Origin of the sequence: Bradyrhizobium sp. SZCCHNR1098 (assembly GCF_032489375.1) — a bacterium.
Classification (GTDB): domain Bacteria; phylum Pseudomonadota; class Alphaproteobacteria; order Rhizobiales; family Xanthobacteraceae; genus Bradyrhizobium.
This window is the reverse complement of record NZ_JAUEXY010000003.1, coordinates 358,661-372,540: the sequence shown is the minus strand read 5'-3', so window position 1 is coordinate 372,540 and position 13,880 is coordinate 358,661. Positions and strand designations below refer to the sequence as shown.

Sequence of the window (13,880 nt, the reverse complement as noted above, 5' to 3'; positions counted from 1 at the left end):
GGCTCACACCTTGTCAGACAGTTCTCGCAGAGGCTCACGGATCTTCAGGATGTCTCCACACTGCGCCTTGAGATCTCGATCGACATTGAAGAAGTGAAGAAGCGCCGTATCGCGGAATAGTTTGAAATTTCTGCGCAGCGTGCCGAAATTGGTAACGTGGCTGGCGATCGTCTCGTCGACCCGGCTGGCGTACTCCTTCGCATCCTTCGCCCAGTCCGCTTCAGCCTGCGTGGATGCGATCTCGTCGACGCGCGACTTGATCGCCGGCCAGAATTCCTTGAACAGGTCGAGCGATTCCGGTGTGTTCTTTTCGATGTTGTCTTCGGCCTCCCAGAAATCCTTCTCGATTCTCTGCCATTTGTCGTGTTCCGCAACCCGGCTACTCAGTTGCGACTTGATGTTCCTCAAAGACGCGATCGCCTCTTGAAGGTCGGCAGCCGACGCATCCCCTGCCGGCTTGGCGGCGACAGCATTGGCGAGGATTTCGCTCAGCTCTCGCAACGGGAGCTCTTCGGCATATCGGTTGAGCGATGCATTGACCCTGCTCTGTTCGGAGACGATCACGCTCCGAAACGGGAACACCGCAGTGATCACATCGTGCGTATCCTCCTCGCGAACGGCCTTCCGCAATTTCGGAATCGCCGATTCGAGCTCCTCTATCCAGCCCCGCACATGCGTCCGATCGGCGCCGACCTCCGGGAGCAGTTCGGCCGCCTCGCGCACGCGGCTGCAGATTTTCGCGAGGTCGATGACGTGTTGTTGGAGCCCGAACGATGCTTGCGGATCGCGCCCCAGTTCCTTGGCACAATCGATGATCTCGCGGTAATGTCGCAATTGGATGTCGTGCAGGCAATCGTGCAGCTCCTTGTAATGAAAAAGAGCGTCGATTCTGCTGCTGACCTGGTCGAGCGTTTTGCGCGAGGCCGCGACGACGGAGCGTATCCCGGCGTCCTCCTCGACTTCCCGACGCAGGCTATTGATCCCGGTGTTGAGTGTCTTGACGCTGGCCGGGGTGGAAATGCGATCGAGGTGCTCGTCGACAACCCTCTGAAGGACCTCGTTGGACTGTTGATCCTCCCAGTTCTTGATGCCATTGAGCAGGTCGAGAAGCCGGCCGTCCCCTTCGACCATATCCAGGAGATCGAGGACGATGTTCGGTTTCGGCTGGTCCCAGGACAGTCGATTGAAAACGACTTTGCCCATCGTCGTGCGAACCAGGATCTTCAGATCGTTCATGTTGAACGCATCGCAGATGCCATGGAGCAGCTTCTTGTCCAAGAGAGAGTCCGCCCCTTTCGCGGAGCCGGCAGCGTCTGTCTCGACCATGGCCTCTACGCCCTTTCACTTGAAGCGAAGCGGACCCAGCGCATCATGGCGCCTCGAACTCGATCTTGCCTGCAAGCCGCTGGCGGATCATTCCAATCGGAATGCCCTGATTGAATTTCGGCGAGCCCCAGGCAGGGTCGCCCATGTGATGCATCGCAACCAGCGACCATTCCATATTGAAGCACGGGGACCCCGATGAGCCTCGGTCGCTGTTAGTGGCATAGCGAACCCGCGTGCCGTTGCCGTTCACGCCGAGCACAGCTTGCGTGTCCACGGCGAGCTTCAAAGGGCTCCCGTCCGGATGTTGGGCTATCAGCAGCGGCATGTCGATCTCAAGTGGCGGCTGTGTCTTGGGCATTGCGATCCAGCGCCGTCGCGGGGCACCGGAGCCGGCGTTCTTGTCGATCGGTTCGTTGCCGATGGATCGCGCCAAGCGGGCGAGTACGAAATCGAGTTCGTCGACCGCCGGAAGATCTCGGTCCGGCTGACCTTCGGCCTCGGCCTGGCTGTAACGCGCGAAGTCGATGCGCCAGTCTGAATCGTGCAGCGGCACGACAACTCCTTCCGAGCGCGAGCCATCGGTGAGAACCTTGTAATCAAAATGGCAGGCGATCGCGGCCGGACGTGCCGTCCCCTCGATCGCGGACTCGAGCACGTGATAGTTGGTCAGGATGAGATCCGGTCCGATCAAGAAGCCGGTTCCCATCGCGTTGCCGTCAAACTCAATGCGGCAAACTTGGCCCTCGATCTGTGCCATGCATCCCCGCCACACGCCCATATCGAAGGTCTTAAGTCGCGGACGCACGATCGCTTCGAGGCCGCTTGCGGTGGCACGCTCGGGTGCCGCGGTGACGGACTTGCCCGCGTTCTGTACCGACATCGTCGGCGCCATGCCGAATTTCTCGTAGAGGCGTCGTATCTTCTCGTGGTCAGGCTTCGTAAGATACGCAGCGCGGGCCAAATCGACGACGATCGTCGCGCCCTTTCGCTCCGCCCAGTCGATCAGTTGAAACGCCACGTAGTTGTTCGGACCGGGTGTAACAATGTCTTCCAGCCGTTCGTTTAATCGAACGCGGACCATCATCTCCAATTCTCTAGGATTGAACGCTGCGACAAGCGCTTCCTGGAACTCGCCGAAATCGATGCCCGGTATCATCGCACCAGATCCTGCGCGAACTGAGGTGCCCGCCCGGCCGACGACCGGCACACGACGTCTCGTTGAAGCCGATGGGCTCGTCGTCTCGGTGCCCCTCATTGCTCCACAGAACAATGTGCTGCGCTCAAGCTCTACTTTCAAGAGTGTTGTTGACGGTATGTAACCTCCCGCTGAAGTCACCGGAGGGACGGGAGGCCGCCAGATCCGGTCTGGAGAGTGTGGATCTTGTCGCGACGACCTCTGGTCGCATCGCATGCGGGCCACGCGATCGGGGCTACGTCCCGCGCCTCACCGCGAGCCGGTCAGCGGGGTGAGCAGACCGCCGTCGGAAGCGAACGCGGCGACGTGATCCGAGATGACGAACGAAGTAAGATCGCGCCCGACGACAAGCGGGCCCTGATAGGCCGTGCGCGTGCGCGCGACCAGCGCATCCTCCGGCACGTCCTGGACCGGCTTCACGGTCGCAAACACGATGTGCGAGTAGACTGCGAGCTTCGGCTTCGCCTCGCTGAAGATCCTGCCGGCCTCCTCGGGCGAGGTGTGGTGGTCCTCGATGGCGCGGTAGTTCGGGTAGGATTTCAGCAGTTCCGGATCGATGACGGCGACCTCATGGATCAGAAGATCGGCACCCTTCGCCGCCTTCTCCACCCGCGGATCGGGCTTGGTGTCTCCGGACAGCACGACCTTCTTGCCGTCGAACTCGACGACATAGCCGAGCGCCGGCTTGATCTTCTCGCCGTGATTGACCTCGATGGCGCTGACCCTGACGCCGTTACGCTCGTAGACGACGCCCGGCCCGATATCGGCCGCGGCGAAGGCGACGCCTTCGGGCGGATAGTGCTCGTCATCGATGCGGATGCGGATGTCCTCGGAGAAGGCTTTGGTGAGATTCTCCGTCATCGCCACTGTTCCCTTCGGTCCGAACACGACCATCGGCCCCTTGCGCGAGGCCCAGGGCGTGCCGATCCATCCGCTCAGCCACATGTCCGGCAGCCCCACCACGTGATCGGAATGCAGATGGGTGAGGAAATGCGCGGTGACGCTGCCGAGTGGGATGTTCTTCTGGAACAGGCGGATCGTGGAGCCGCGTCCGAGGTCGAACAGCAGCCGCTCCGGCCCGGCCTCGATCAGGGTGGAGGCGCTGAAGCTCGACAGGCGCGGCGTCGGCGTGCCCGTCCCGAGCAGGGTCACCTTCATCTCGGCCGCCGCGGCCGGCGACGATCCAACCGCTGCGCAGACCACGACTGCCACGGCTCCCAACCAGTTCCGCATGAACGTCTCTCCCGTCTTCACTGGTGTCATTGGCGCGATGCCGCGCCTGCCCATTCTATCAGCTCGTCAAAGGCCGTGGCAGCGTGCTGCAGGAGCACAACGTAACGCTGAATTAACCGTGCAGGACTTAGTTTCAACACTGGATCATCCGGCACGCTAAGAGCCGGCTTTGAGTGGCGAAACATGGCGTTGCCGAACAAAAAACTCTCTCTTCCGGCCGCCGAGGAGCGCCGCCGTTTCCAGCGGGTCAAGGTCCACCTGCTCGGCCGCTACATGCTGCCGGACCGCCGTGAGTTTCCCTGCCAGGTGATCAACATGTCGCCGGGCGGCCTCGCGCTGCTCGCGCCGGGCATCGGCAATGTCGGCGACCGCGTGATCGCCTATCTCGACCATATCGGCCGCGTCGAAGGCAAGATCACCCGCATCATCGACAACGGTTTTGCGATGACGATCGGCGCCACCGCGCGCAAGCGCGACAAGCTCGCCGCGCAGCTGACCTGGCTCGCCAACCGCGACATCCTCAACCTGCCGGAGGATCGCCGCCACGACCGTATCATTCCGCGCAACCCGATCGCGGTGCTGACGCTCGAGGACGGCACCAAGATGACCTGCCGCATCATCGACATGTCGCTGTCGGGCGCGGCGATCGCGGCCGAGACCCGGCCACCGTTGAAATCGCAGGTCCTGCTCGGCCGCGTGCAGGCGCGCGTGGTGCGAAATCTCGAAGGCGGCTTCGCGATCGAGTTCCTGCACGCCCAGCTCGCCGAAACGCTCGAAGACAGCGTTACCGCGCGGTAAAGCCGCAAGCCTCTGAAATCCCGCAACTTCACGGAGCACACGACGTCCGCCACCGCGGACGCCGTGTGGCGTTCGGCCAGCGCACAGGTGGTCCGGCGCGGTTAATGGCTGGCGGGCAAAGCGCGGCAGACCCTGCAACGGCAGCGGTTCCCGGCTTAATGCCGCGCATTCGATTCAACCCCGAACGATTCAAATTTTAGCTAAGTTCGATTCAAGTGAAAGTCGAATAAGCCCTTTGTTTTACTTGGATTTGCGTCAAATCCATCGTGGCGATTTAGCGGCAGCGAAAAATCTTTGTGAGACACATGGTCCCAACGAAAACGGGGGGCCAAAAATGGTCAAGCGGACGGGACAGGCAAAAGGGTGGGCGGTCGCAGCCTTCCTGATGGCGATGGGCGGGATGGCGCATGCCGGCGATGACCGGGTGCTCTATGCGAGCCTTGGCGACACCGCACGGGCGCCGATCGGCTGGGTCGATTTCTGCACCGAGACGCCCGAGGAATGCCGCGGCGGCGCGTCGCAGCCCCGCGACATCGTGCTGTCCCAGACCGCCTGGCGCGATCTGCTAAAGGTCAATCGCTGGGTCAACGAGAACGTCAAGCCCATCACCGACATGGACCATTGGGGCGTGGTCGAGAAATGGTCGCTGCCGACGGACGGCTACGGCGACTGCGAGGATTACGTGCTGCTGAAGCGCAAGCTGCTGATCGATGCCGGCTGGCCCCGCGAGGCGCTGCTGATCACGGTGGTGCGCGACAAGAAGGGTGAAGGACACGCCGTCCTCACCGTGAAGACCGACAAGGGCGAATACGTGCTCGACAATCAGAACGAGAGCGTCGTCGCCTGGACCGAGACCGGCTACCGCTTCGTCAAGCGGCAGTCGCAGGGCGATCCCAACGTCTGGGTCTCGCTCGGCGACGGTCGCCCGGCAGTGGCCACCGCCAGCGCAAGAGAACGCTAAGGCGTCCGCGAACGCTGATCAGAGAGGCGAGACACGAATTCGAGTTACGCGACCCGGTCACATCCCCACCCCTCCCCGTCCCAGACCGGTTCGCGCGCGGCCAGGCCTCCCCCAAGGCCTGGCCGCAACTTTTTTGAGCCAGCCGAAATTCACGAAAACCGCTTGAATTCCACGGCTTGGCAGCACCGTTCCGGTCCCGCTCGCCGATCCACCCGTCACTTCGGCCGCTCGGGCCAGGCCCGACTGACCTGATCGCGCAGTTCCTCGAGCCCGTACGCGAGGCGCAAGTCTTTCAGTATACTCGTTTTTTGAGGAACTGGCGGCTGCTGCAGCCCCGCCATACAATCCAAGATCAGCTGCGTTCCAAATCAACACGTGAAGATTGATCGTGCTGAGACTGTGGTGCTAGAGTTCTTCCACTTTAGCGCGGGGCATTGCTATGGGGATGAACCTCGATGCCGTGATCTACTTGCAGCGGAACGGACATCTGACCGGCAGCAAAAACAGAATTCTCGATATCGGGCCGCAGACCATCTATTTCGCACGCGCCGAGCAGATCACGGAAATCGTCGAGCGCCTGGGACAGCCGCGTCCTGACGCAACAACCGTTGATCGGCTCGTCCACTTCTCGACGCCAAGAGCGGACGAGAGAACGACGATGCTTTCCGAGATCACGGATCTCGCAAACATCGAATATGAGGCGATCGATGTTTGTCCCGGGCTGAAGAACACCAACATCCTGGATCTCAACTTCGACGAACTCCCTTCGCAGCTCCGTGGCCATTTCGACGTGGTTCTCAACTTCGGTACCACCGAGCACATCGTCAATCAGTGGAACTGTTTCGAAGTGATGCATGACGCCATGAAGGTCGGCGGCGTGATCTACCATCAGCTGCCAGCGAGCGGCTATCTCGACCACGGATACTTCTGCTACACGCCGCTGTTCTTCCGGGAGCTTGCCCAGGCCAACGGCTACGAGATCGAGTGCCTCGCAGTCACCCATGCGGGCGAAAACCGGATCGACGCTCTCGGCATCACTTGTCTCGGCGGCGATACGATGTTGAATGAGCCGGCACATCTCGCCGACAACAATCGCGTCCCCCAGCTCAATCTGCACGTCGTCCTGCGGAAGACGATCGACCAGGCGTTCCGCCCCTCGCTCGAGATCGCTACGACCCACAGCCAACTGAGCGAAAGGATGCGAGCTCGCTACAGCGACCTCCTCCAGTTGCAGGATCGCATCGAGGCGCTTGAGTCGGAACTCGACAGAACGGTGAGCCCCCGCCTTATCCGCTGGCTGCAGAAGAACTACGCTCTGCTGCGTGGGAGCGGGCGCGCGCCCGTCCGGCTGCCATAGCGAAAGGTGGCCTACCGCTCCTCGAATTGTGATGCCAGAGAAGCGTAGCTGGCATCAGCATCTGCCATCGGGCGCAGCTGCGCCTTCAATCGACCAGGCCGTGGCAAAGGCTGCGGCCAGGATATCTCGCGCGTCGGGCACGATCGACTGTCACCGTGAATCTCTCGACGACGCCGTGCTGAGAGCAGGCCGAGATGCAAGCGTCCGCCGTTAGAGGCCAGCGGCGATCTCGACCGTCCTAGCTCCATCACCCGCCAGGAAGCACGGAGGCTTGAGCCCGCAATGGACCATTGTTCAAGCACGTCTGCGGCAGCCGGTCGAACGCGCGAACAAACTCCGACGAGAACCGCTTCGAGCTGTCAAATGACAGATGAGCCTCGTCGACGAAGGTGAGATCGTCGCCGGTATCAGCATCGATATACATCGCCCCGATCGTCTCGGCGAGTTGCTTGGTCGGATCCGGCTTTGGCCAGATTTCGGTCGTCGGCATCGGGACCAGGACGACACAGTCGGCAGGCATGCCAATTCGCTTCAAGAAGTTGTTTGCCTCGATCGCCGAGAGCGGCACATTGACCTGAAAGTCCCGCAACTGGCTCCGACGAACTCGCGGGCGCTGGCGATCCGCCATCAGCACATCCCGCCAACGAAAATAGCCATCCACTGAGGATCTGAAGGCCGTCGGCGCAATTTCGCAGTCGACAAACCGTAAATTGCACAGGGCTGGCTGGGCCCACATCTCCCCCTTCTTGACCAGAGCCCGCCCGAGCTCCCATCCATCATGCAGCGCGGCCAAGGCGGGCTCGCTTACCCGATCGTTGAAATAGGGATCGACACCAATCACCAGCACACGCGGACGCAGATGGTGCTTCACCGCAAGCGCAGAGAAGAACGTCTGCTGGTCCTCATAGCCGAATCCGAGATTAAACTGCCGTAGACCGCGTGCGGCAAAATACGACCGCACTTCGGCCGTGCTGAAAGCAAACATCGTGCGGCTCGACCCAGTAAAGACCACATCGGCTGCCTTCAGGTTGGCAAGCGCCCTGCGCTCGATCCCGAACCAAAACGCAGCATGCTCGAAGTCTCCAAATCGGCGCGCGCTGCAGTAGCTGATGAACTGATCAGGCTCCGGCGCCAGCTTGCATCCGGCGATCGAGATCCCCCTGCCGCCATATGCGATCGGAGCCGCCAGGCAACCCGATACAATGACCATGGCAATATAGATCAACAACCAAAGTTTGTGCCCATCACGCACGCGCGCGCCCCCCCCTCTGCCGGCCGGAAAAACGGTTAGCAAATACCACATGGTTCGCCATCACGCGCAAAAAATCGACTTAAGATTGAATTCAGAGTCTAACGCAATCAATAACGGTATTTTTATACTTATCTAAGCCGAGTTTCCGGCAAGCCGGGGTGAGCTGCCGGAACAAAAAAAGCCCGGCGGCGCGGGGGTCGCGGACTTCGTAGTTCGGCGTCTTGCCGTGGGTCGCGGACGGTGGGAGGCACGTCATCGCCTCGCGTAAGGTCGTCTCGATGCGCAACTTTTTTTGGCCTTGCTTTGACGATATGTCGCAGGCGGGGCGCGGCAATGGCCGGCCAACCTTGTTTTCCCTCGACCGTCGGGTTTAGGTTGTCGGCATGATGATGATCCTGCGAAGCGCGACCCTGCTGGCCGCGGCCCTGACGCTGGCGAACTGCTGCATGTCCGGCACCGGCTGCTCGGGACCGCTGGCCTCGGCCGGCGCACCTGCAGCCACGCCGGCGATGGCCGCTGCGCCCGCCGTGATTGCCGCGCAGCCGACGAGCGCTGCGGCCGACTGGGACGGCCGTGTCGCCACCTCCGAAGCCGACACCGAGATGGCGACGGAGCCGGACATCGGCACGCCGCGCAAAGGCGCCAAGCGCCGTGGCGACTCGCGGGTCGACGTGATGTCCGCGCAGTCGAGCTCCGGCTATCGGGGCCGGATGAGCTGGGAGGAGGAACAGGCGGCCGACCTCGCCGACGAGGCCCGCCTCAAGCAGAAGCTCACGATCTGCCGGAACTGCAGCGCAACGCAGTAAGCATCTGTCCCGCCGCATTTTTCGGCTGGTCGCGACCGCCGCACGGAACCGGCATGGTGCATGGCGCGGCGGCGCGCTTTCGGACTTGCAGGCCTCGCTTTTGTCGGATTTCCTAATCAAACCTTGACGACTTGGTTCGTCCGTCAGACGCTCGATTTGCGGGCTGGGCGAACAGCGTTCTCTGCTCGAGTTTTCGCCTCTCCCAGTTTTCGGGAGGAGCATCCGAAGCTTTTTCAATTTGGGTGGTTTCGTGATGAATCCGGTGACGCGCGACACCAGACGCTACCCTGAGAAGCTCAGCCCGAGCCCCGTCAAGGGCGCCCAGCCGATCGCGCTCGCAGCCGCGACGCTCGTGGTGCTGGTCGCGGGCATCGGCGGCATCATGTTGTGGCGTGCCCATGGGGGCGCGCCGGAAGCCGAGCGCGGCGCGGTGACGCGGCAATTGCAGGCGCGCACTGTGCAGGCGTCCGAGCAATTGGTGGAGAAGACCAAGGGCCTGGAAGCCACCCAGCAGGAATCGATCGATCAGCTGCAGATGATGCAGGAGCAGATGCAGAGCATGCGCCGCCTGCTCGCCGCCCAGCAGGCCGACACCAAGCGGCTCTCGGACCAGGTCTCGACCTTGAAGGACTCCATCGACGGCCTGCGCCAGTCCTTCGCCAGCACCCAGAGCTCGGAGCAGGCCGCACCGGCCCCGCGCAACCGCAGCATCCGCGCCCGCGCCCATGCCAGCCGCAGCGGCCATCGGCATCGCCGCAACCGGTCCTGATATGGCCGGTCCTGACACCTGCTCGTAGAATTTCCCGCCGAATTTTCCCGGGCCCCTGTGAAGTGCTTCACAGATTGAAACCTGGAGTCACGCCATCCTGCCTTCACCGGATGGCGAGCCAATTTCAGGATGGCACAGGGCCAATTTCAATATCCGGGGCTGGCAAGGTCGTTGGCGCCATACTGCGCCGACGGCCTTGTTCTTTGTGGGATCGCGTTCGACCGCCCGGAACGGACCCGACTGCCGCGGCTCTCCGGCTGGTGACTTGCTTTTCCCAGCCAATTCTCGGCTCAATGCGCCCGCAAGACGCAGAGGAGCCCCCATGTCCGCCGATCCAGCACTGACCTCCGATGTCATCGGGCTGACCACGGTCGCCCCCTTCTCACGCCGCGGCTTCATGACCGCGTCCGCTGCCGTGACGGCCGGCTACACGCTGGCTGCCGGCCCGGTGCGGGCCGAGGTCATCACCACCGACAGCAATGGCCTGAATGCCGGAGATGCGAAGATCAAGGTCGGCGACCGCGACATGCCGGCCTATTTCGCCCGCCCCGCCAGCGCCAGCAGCCCGCCCGTCGTGCTGGTCGCGATGGAGATCTTCGGCCTGCATCAGTACATCAAGGACGTGACCCGCCGTCTCGCCAAGCTCGGCGCGTTGGCCGTGGCGCCGGACTACTACTTCCGCAGCGGGACCGACCTCACCAAGATCACCGAGATCAAGGACCTGCTGCCGATCGTGAATGCCAAGCCCGACGCGGAGCTGCTGTCGGACCTCGACGCGACCGTGGCCTGGGCCAAGTCGCAGGGCGGCGACAGCTCGCGCCTCGGCATCGTCGGCTTCTGCCGCGGCGGCCGCAACGTGTGGGAATATGCGGCGCATAGTTCGGCGCTGAAGGCGGGCGTCGCGTTCTACGGCCCGCTGATCGATCCGCCCAATCCTCCCTGGCCGAAGAGCCCGACGCAGCTTGCACCCGAGATGAAGGCGCCCGTCCTCGGCCTCTACGGCGAGGCCGACACCGGTATTCCCGTCGCCAGCGTCGAGGCCATGAAGGCCGCGCTCGCCGACAACAAGAAGACCGCGGAGTTCAAGATCTATCCCGGCGCGCCGCACGGCTTCCACGCCGATTATCGCCCCAGCTATCGCAAGGACGCCGCCGAGGACGGCTGGGTGCAGATGCAGGCGTGGTTCAAGAAATATGGCGTGCTGAGCTGACGGCCGCCCGCCCGGGCGAGCGAACCGGGTAAGACTGCCTCCGCGAGACGTCCCGCATGTCGCTTGCGCTCATGCGGGCTCCGGGCTGTCGGCGGTTAGCGCAGGCGATGATCGTCGCGACGGATCTTCGCCAGCTGCCTGCCGCCCTGCTCGAGCTCCCAGGCCATCCAGACCAGCGCTGCGCCCAGGCCGACGACGACGCCCATGAAGACCAACGTGAGTTCAGGGGATGTGAGTGTGTTCATCATGCCTGGATCCCATGCAAGCGTTGCGCCAGCTACTTCTCCGTTGTGCGCCGCCGATCGGAGCGCCAACAAAAGGTGACGAGATGTCGTTAAGGCGAAGTGACCGGATCGGCCGGTCACCTCGCCCAAGCTTCATTCACACACCTCGACGTTCCGATAGCGCCAGCCGTGCGCCGTGCGCACGCGCTTGCGGGCGACGTAGCAGCCGCCGAGATCTTCGTAGGTGTACGGGTAGTAGTAAGGATAGCCTCCGTAACCGTAGTAGCCGGGATAGCCGAAGCCGAACCCGATTCCGAAGCCTGGACCAAAGCCATGATGATAACCGAATCCGTGATGGAAACCGCCGCCATGAAAGCCGCCCGGCCCGCGCGCCGATGCCATGCCGGGCACCATCGCCGCCGCGATCACGGCACCCGCCAGCAATCCCATCAATCTCTTGCGCATCGATCCGTCTCCAAATTCAACCGGCATGACAATGTCATTGCACTCGGTACTCTCAGCCGGATGTCTCTAAGCCGAATTTGGAACGGCGCGGGGGCAACCCCGCTCACATCTGCGCGATCTCGATGTCGTTGCGTGACGTCCGGAGCCGCGGGCAATATTCAGCAACCGCGGCAGATGCTCTTGACCTTCCGGTCGACCGTCTTGTTCTCCTGCTGAATCTGCTCATCGGTCGCATCACCGGCGCGGTTCGGTCCCGTTGCCGCGGTGCCTCCCGCCGCTCCACGACCCGTGCCCGTCGTGACGCCGGAATTGCTCGACCCCGACCCGCTCGCGCCGGAACCGGACGACTGCGCCGTGCCGAGGCTGTTAGTCCCGTTGGTGCCTGCCGCCCCCGGTTGCGACAGCCGCGAGGGATTGTTGCCGCTTCCGGCTTCGTTCTGCGCGTTGCCGAGACCGGCGGCGTTCCCTGATCCCGCGGCGATGCCGGTCGTGCCGGTGCCGGCGGCCCCCGCACCCGGCGCGCCGCCGCCAGCGCCTCCTCCACCGCCCCCACCGCCTTGCGCGAACACCGCTGTGGCCGTGCTGAGGCCTGCAATCACGATCAAAGTGCCCAACGAAGATCTGGCCATGTGACCGTCTCCCTTTACGCTTCAACCCGACCGGGCGGACCGCGTTCCGGAACGAATGTTGATCGGAGAGGATTGATGGGGCGAGGAGACCGAGGAGCCGTGCGCAAGCTGATCGCCTTCGACGAGGACACGTTCGGCAAGCTCAAGCAGCTGGGCCGCGATCAGATGCTGAGTCTGCAGGATCTCGCCGACGAGGCGTTCATGGACCTGTTGGAAAAGCACGGCGTACCGGCGGATCTGAAGGACGCGCTGCGCAAGAGCGCTGCGGAGGATGGCGATGGCGCAGGCAAGCCTGCGCGCAAACGGAAAAGCGAGACCGACGACAAGTCCAGAAACCAGTCGAAGCGCAAACCGAAGCAGAGAAGCAGGGCATCAGCATGAGCACCGACCCCGATCCGTTCGAGCAGGGCGAGCGCGCCGCGCGCGAGAACATTCCGGCCGAGGCCAATCCCTATCACGACGGCAGCGAGCAGCATGCGCTGTGGGCGAGCGGCCACGAGCGTGTCGCCAGCGCAGCCGAAGCTGGCGAGTCCGAAGGGATGTGAGGGATCTCCGATAGCCCGACAGTTCGATCGGCGGCGAGGTCAGCCGATCTTCTTCAGGCCCTTGGTATAGCGCGGTCCCTTGGCGACATAGGCCTTGGCCGCGATACCCATGCGCTCGACCTGCGCCGGCTCCAGCGTGCGCACGACACGCGCCGGCGCGCCGATGATCAGCGAGTATTCCGGAAAATCCTTGCCCTCGGTGATGATGGCGCCGGCGCCGACGACGCTGCCGCGGCGGATGTGCGCGCCATTCATGATGATCGAGCCCATGCCGATCAGGGCGTCGTCCTCGACCGTGCAGCCGTGCAGGATGACATTGTGGCCGACCGTGACGTTGCGGCCGACGCGCAGCGGAAAGCCGGGATCGACGTGGCAGGTGGCGTTGTCCTGGATGTTGGAGCCTTCGCCGATCTCGATCGAGTCATTGTCGCCGCGGATCACCGCGCCGAACCAGACGGTGACCTCCTTGGCGAGCTTCACCCGGCCGATCACGGTGGCATTGTCGGCGATGTAGTAGTTGCCGTCCGCCGGCAGCTCGGGCGCCTGCCCGTCGAGTTCGTAGATGGCCATCGAGGTCTCCCGTTCGCAGGTGACCTTGGCACAGCCGCCAGAGCGATTTCAAGCAACCGCCGCGGCGGCGCCCGGCACGGGAACTAGGTCAGCACGCCCGCGGCGCGCAGCGTCATCACCACGAAGGTGCCGGACATCATGCTCCAGAAGCCGGCGATGACGGTCGCCAGCATCACGAACTCGAAGCGGCGGCGCTCGATGCGCGCGCCGCGTAGCGTGTTGCGCATGATGATGAAGGGCGCGGCGAACACCAGGAACGGCACCGCGGCGAAGCGCCGGGGCGTGACGCCCTCCTGCAGCAGCTCGAAGCCCGGCGGACGTTCGGCATAGGCCTGATAGCCGCTCGCCAGGGCACCGGCCAAGGCGAAACCGATGAGGAGCGAGAACAGGGAATTGAACGCCTCTGCCGACATCGTACGCACTCACACACTTGCAGAACAGCCCGATGCTGGTTTGGCAAAAAGTGCTCGCGCCCGCCACATTATCCTTAAGGAACGGTTAACGGCGGCGGCAGCCGGTGCGCGGCTCCCTGCAGGTAAG

At 63.1% G+C, this 13,880-nt stretch carries 17 protein-coding genes; 8 read left to right on the top strand and 9 right to left on the bottom strand.

Features of this window, described 5'->3' with window-relative positions; genetic code table 11:
* Nucleotides 1-3: 3 nt before the first annotated feature.
* The 3 genes from QX135_RS09855 to QX135_RS09845 form a co-directional block, all read right to left on the bottom strand.
* Nucleotides 4-1,278: a hypothetical protein gene (locus tag QX135_RS09855; protein ID WP_316176464.1), complete on the bottom strand. Its 1,275-nt coding sequence runs from the start codon at nucleotides 1,276-1,278 to the stop codon at nucleotides 4-6.
* A 91-nt stretch (nucleotides 1,279-1,369) separates the two neighbouring features.
* Complete coding sequence (locus tag QX135_RS09850) at nucleotides 1,370-2,482, bottom strand: trypsin-like peptidase domain-containing protein (RefSeq protein WP_315776690.1); 1,113 nt, start codon at nucleotides 2,480-2,482, stop codon at nucleotides 1,370-1,372.
* A gap of 288 nt (nucleotides 2,483-2,770) precedes the next feature.
* Nucleotides 2,771-3,754, bottom strand: a complete 984-nt coding sequence (locus QX135_RS09845) for an MBL fold metallo-hydrolase (protein WP_316176465.1) — start codon at nucleotides 3,752-3,754, stop codon at nucleotides 2,771-2,773.
* Nucleotides 3,755-3,937: 183 nt separating this feature from the next.
* Between QX135_RS09845 and QX135_RS09840 the strand changes: the two genes are divergently transcribed.
* The 3 genes from QX135_RS09840 (at nucleotide 3,938) to QX135_RS09830 (ending at nucleotide 6,870) form a co-directional block, all read left to right on the top strand.
* Nucleotides 3,938-4,552, top strand: coding sequence for a PilZ domain-containing protein (locus QX135_RS09840; RefSeq protein ID WP_316176466.1), 615 nt, complete (start codon nucleotides 3,938-3,940; stop codon nucleotides 4,550-4,552).
* Nucleotides 4,553-4,886: 334 nt separating this feature from the next.
* Nucleotides 4,887-5,513, top strand: a complete 627-nt coding sequence (locus QX135_RS09835) for a transglutaminase-like cysteine peptidase (protein ID WP_316176467.1) — start codon at nucleotides 4,887-4,889, stop codon at nucleotides 5,511-5,513.
* Nucleotides 5,514-5,958: 445 nt separating this feature from the next.
* Nucleotides 5,959-6,870 (top strand): methyltransferase domain-containing protein, encoded by a 912-nt coding sequence (locus QX135_RS09830; protein ID WP_316176468.1) that lies wholly within the window; start codon nucleotides 5,959-5,961, stop codon nucleotides 6,868-6,870.
* A gap of 247 nt (nucleotides 6,871-7,117) precedes the next feature.
* On the opposite strand, the gene QX135_RS09825 is transcribed toward QX135_RS09830, so the two are convergent.
* Nucleotides 7,118-8,173, bottom strand: coding sequence for a hypothetical protein (locus tag QX135_RS09825; protein WP_316234058.1), 1,056 nt, complete (start codon nucleotides 8,171-8,173; stop codon nucleotides 7,118-7,120).
* 332 nt (nucleotides 8,174-8,505) lie between these two features.
* On the opposite strand from QX135_RS09825, the gene QX135_RS09820 reads away from it, so the two are divergent.
* From QX135_RS09820 to QX135_RS09810, 3 genes are all read left to right on the top strand, one after another.
* Entirely contained in the window at nucleotides 8,506-8,928 is a 423-nt protein-coding gene (locus tag QX135_RS09820; RefSeq protein WP_316176470.1) for a hypothetical protein, read from the top strand.
* Nucleotides 8,929-9,181: 253 nt separating this feature from the next.
* Complete coding sequence (locus QX135_RS09815; protein ID WP_315737492.1) at nucleotides 9,182-9,697, top strand: hypothetical protein; 516 nt, start codon at nucleotides 9,182-9,184, stop codon at nucleotides 9,695-9,697.
* A 397-nt stretch (nucleotides 9,698-10,094) separates the two neighbouring features.
* Nucleotides 10,095-10,907, top strand: a complete 813-nt coding sequence (locus QX135_RS09810) for a dienelactone hydrolase family protein (RefSeq protein ID WP_410052028.1) — start codon at nucleotides 10,095-10,097, stop codon at nucleotides 10,905-10,907.
* A 95-nt stretch (nucleotides 10,908-11,002) separates the two neighbouring features.
* On the opposite strand, the gene QX135_RS09805 is transcribed toward QX135_RS09810, so the two are convergent.
* The 3 genes from QX135_RS09805 to QX135_RS09795 form a co-directional block, all read right to left on the bottom strand.
* Nucleotides 11,003-11,155 (bottom strand): hypothetical protein, encoded by a 153-nt coding sequence (locus tag QX135_RS09805; RefSeq protein WP_315737739.1) that lies wholly within the window; start codon nucleotides 11,153-11,155, stop codon nucleotides 11,003-11,005.
* 129 nt (nucleotides 11,156-11,284) lie between these two features.
* Complete coding sequence (locus tag QX135_RS09800; RefSeq protein WP_315754014.1) at nucleotides 11,285-11,596, bottom strand: hypothetical protein; 312 nt, start codon at nucleotides 11,594-11,596, stop codon at nucleotides 11,285-11,287.
* A 158-nt stretch (nucleotides 11,597-11,754) separates the two neighbouring features.
* Nucleotides 11,755-12,225 carry a hypothetical protein gene (locus QX135_RS09795; RefSeq protein WP_315798724.1) on the bottom strand — a complete coding sequence of 157 codons (471 nt, stop codon included), beginning with the start codon at nucleotides 12,223-12,225 and terminating at the stop codon, nucleotides 11,755-11,757.
* A gap of 99 nt (nucleotides 12,226-12,324) precedes the next feature.
* On the opposite strand from QX135_RS09795, the gene QX135_RS09790 reads away from it, so the two are divergent.
* The gene (locus QX135_RS09790) at nucleotides 12,325-12,606 is read left to right on the top strand and encodes a hypothetical protein (RefSeq protein ID WP_315776697.1); all 282 of its coding nucleotides are present in this window, start codon (nucleotides 12,325-12,327) and stop codon (nucleotides 12,604-12,606) included.
* Entirely contained in the window at nucleotides 12,603-12,770 is a 168-nt protein-coding gene (locus QX135_RS09785) for a hypothetical protein (protein WP_316176472.1), read from the top strand. Before QX135_RS09790 ends, QX135_RS09785 begins: the two co-directional genes overlap by 4 nt.
* 39 nt (nucleotides 12,771-12,809) lie before the next feature.
* Here the strand turns inward: QX135_RS09785 and QX135_RS09780 are convergent, their stop codons facing one another.
* Nucleotides 12,810-13,340 carry a gamma carbonic anhydrase family protein gene (locus QX135_RS09780; protein ID WP_315737487.1) on the bottom strand — a complete coding sequence of 177 codons (531 nt, stop codon included), beginning with the start codon at nucleotides 13,338-13,340 and terminating at the stop codon, nucleotides 12,810-12,812.
* An 83-nt stretch (nucleotides 13,341-13,423) separates the two neighbouring features.
* Nucleotides 13,424-13,753, bottom strand: a complete 330-nt coding sequence (locus QX135_RS09775; RefSeq protein ID WP_172115419.1) for a DUF6949 family protein — start codon at nucleotides 13,751-13,753, stop codon at nucleotides 13,424-13,426.
* Nucleotides 13,754-13,880 lie beyond the last annotated feature (127 nt).

What these genes read in the sequence shown, in the direction of transcription:
- QX135_RS09850 (WP_315776690.1), bottom strand. Translation starts at nt 2,482, where the DNA reads ATGATACCGGGCATCGATTTCGGCGAGTTCCAGGAAGCGCTTGTCGCA.
- QX135_RS09845 (WP_316176465.1), bottom strand. Translation starts at nt 3,754, where the DNA reads ATGCGGAACTGGTTGGGAGCCGTGGCAGTCGTGGTCTGCGCAGCGGTT.
- QX135_RS09840 (WP_316176466.1), top strand. Translation starts at nt 3,938, where the DNA reads ATGGCGTTGCCGAACAAAAAACTCTCTCTTCCGGCCGCCGAGGAGCGC.
- QX135_RS09835 (WP_316176467.1), top strand. Translation starts at nt 4,887, where the DNA reads ATGGTCAAGCGGACGGGACAGGCAAAAGGGTGGGCGGTCGCAGCCTTC.
- QX135_RS09830 (WP_316176468.1), top strand. Translation starts at nt 5,959, where the DNA reads ATGAACCTCGATGCCGTGATCTACTTGCAGCGGAACGGACATCTGACC.
- QX135_RS09825 (WP_316234058.1), bottom strand. Translation starts at nt 8,173, where the DNA reads ATGTGGTATTTGCTAACCGTTTTTCCGGCCGGCAGAGGGGGGGGCGCG.
- QX135_RS09820 (WP_316176470.1), top strand. Translation starts at nt 8,506, where the DNA reads ATGATGATGATCCTGCGAAGCGCGACCCTGCTGGCCGCGGCCCTGACG.
- QX135_RS09815 (WP_315737492.1), top strand. Translation starts at nt 9,182, where the DNA reads ATGAATCCGGTGACGCGCGACACCAGACGCTACCCTGAGAAGCTCAGC.
- QX135_RS09810 (WP_410052028.1), top strand. Translation starts at nt 10,095, where the DNA reads ATGACCGCGTCCGCTGCCGTGACGGCCGGCTACACGCTGGCTGCCGGC.
- QX135_RS09805 (WP_315737739.1), bottom strand. Translation starts at nt 11,155, where the DNA reads ATGATGAACACACTCACATCCCCTGAACTCACGTTGGTCTTCATGGGC.
- QX135_RS09800 (WP_315754014.1), bottom strand. Translation starts at nt 11,596, where the DNA reads ATGCGCAAGAGATTGATGGGATTGCTGGCGGGTGCCGTGATCGCGGCG.
- QX135_RS09795 (WP_315798724.1), bottom strand. Translation starts at nt 12,225, where the DNA reads ATGGCCAGATCTTCGTTGGGCACTTTGATCGTGATTGCAGGCCTCAGC.
- QX135_RS09785 (WP_316176472.1), top strand. Translation starts at nt 12,603, where the DNA reads ATGAGCACCGACCCCGATCCGTTCGAGCAGGGCGAGCGCGCCGCGCGC.
- QX135_RS09780 (WP_315737487.1), bottom strand. Translation starts at nt 13,340, where the DNA reads ATGGCCATCTACGAACTCGACGGGCAGGCGCCCGAGCTGCCGGCGGAC.
- QX135_RS09775 (WP_172115419.1), bottom strand. Translation starts at nt 13,753, where the DNA reads ATGTCGGCAGAGGCGTTCAATTCCCTGTTCTCGCTCCTCATCGGTTTC.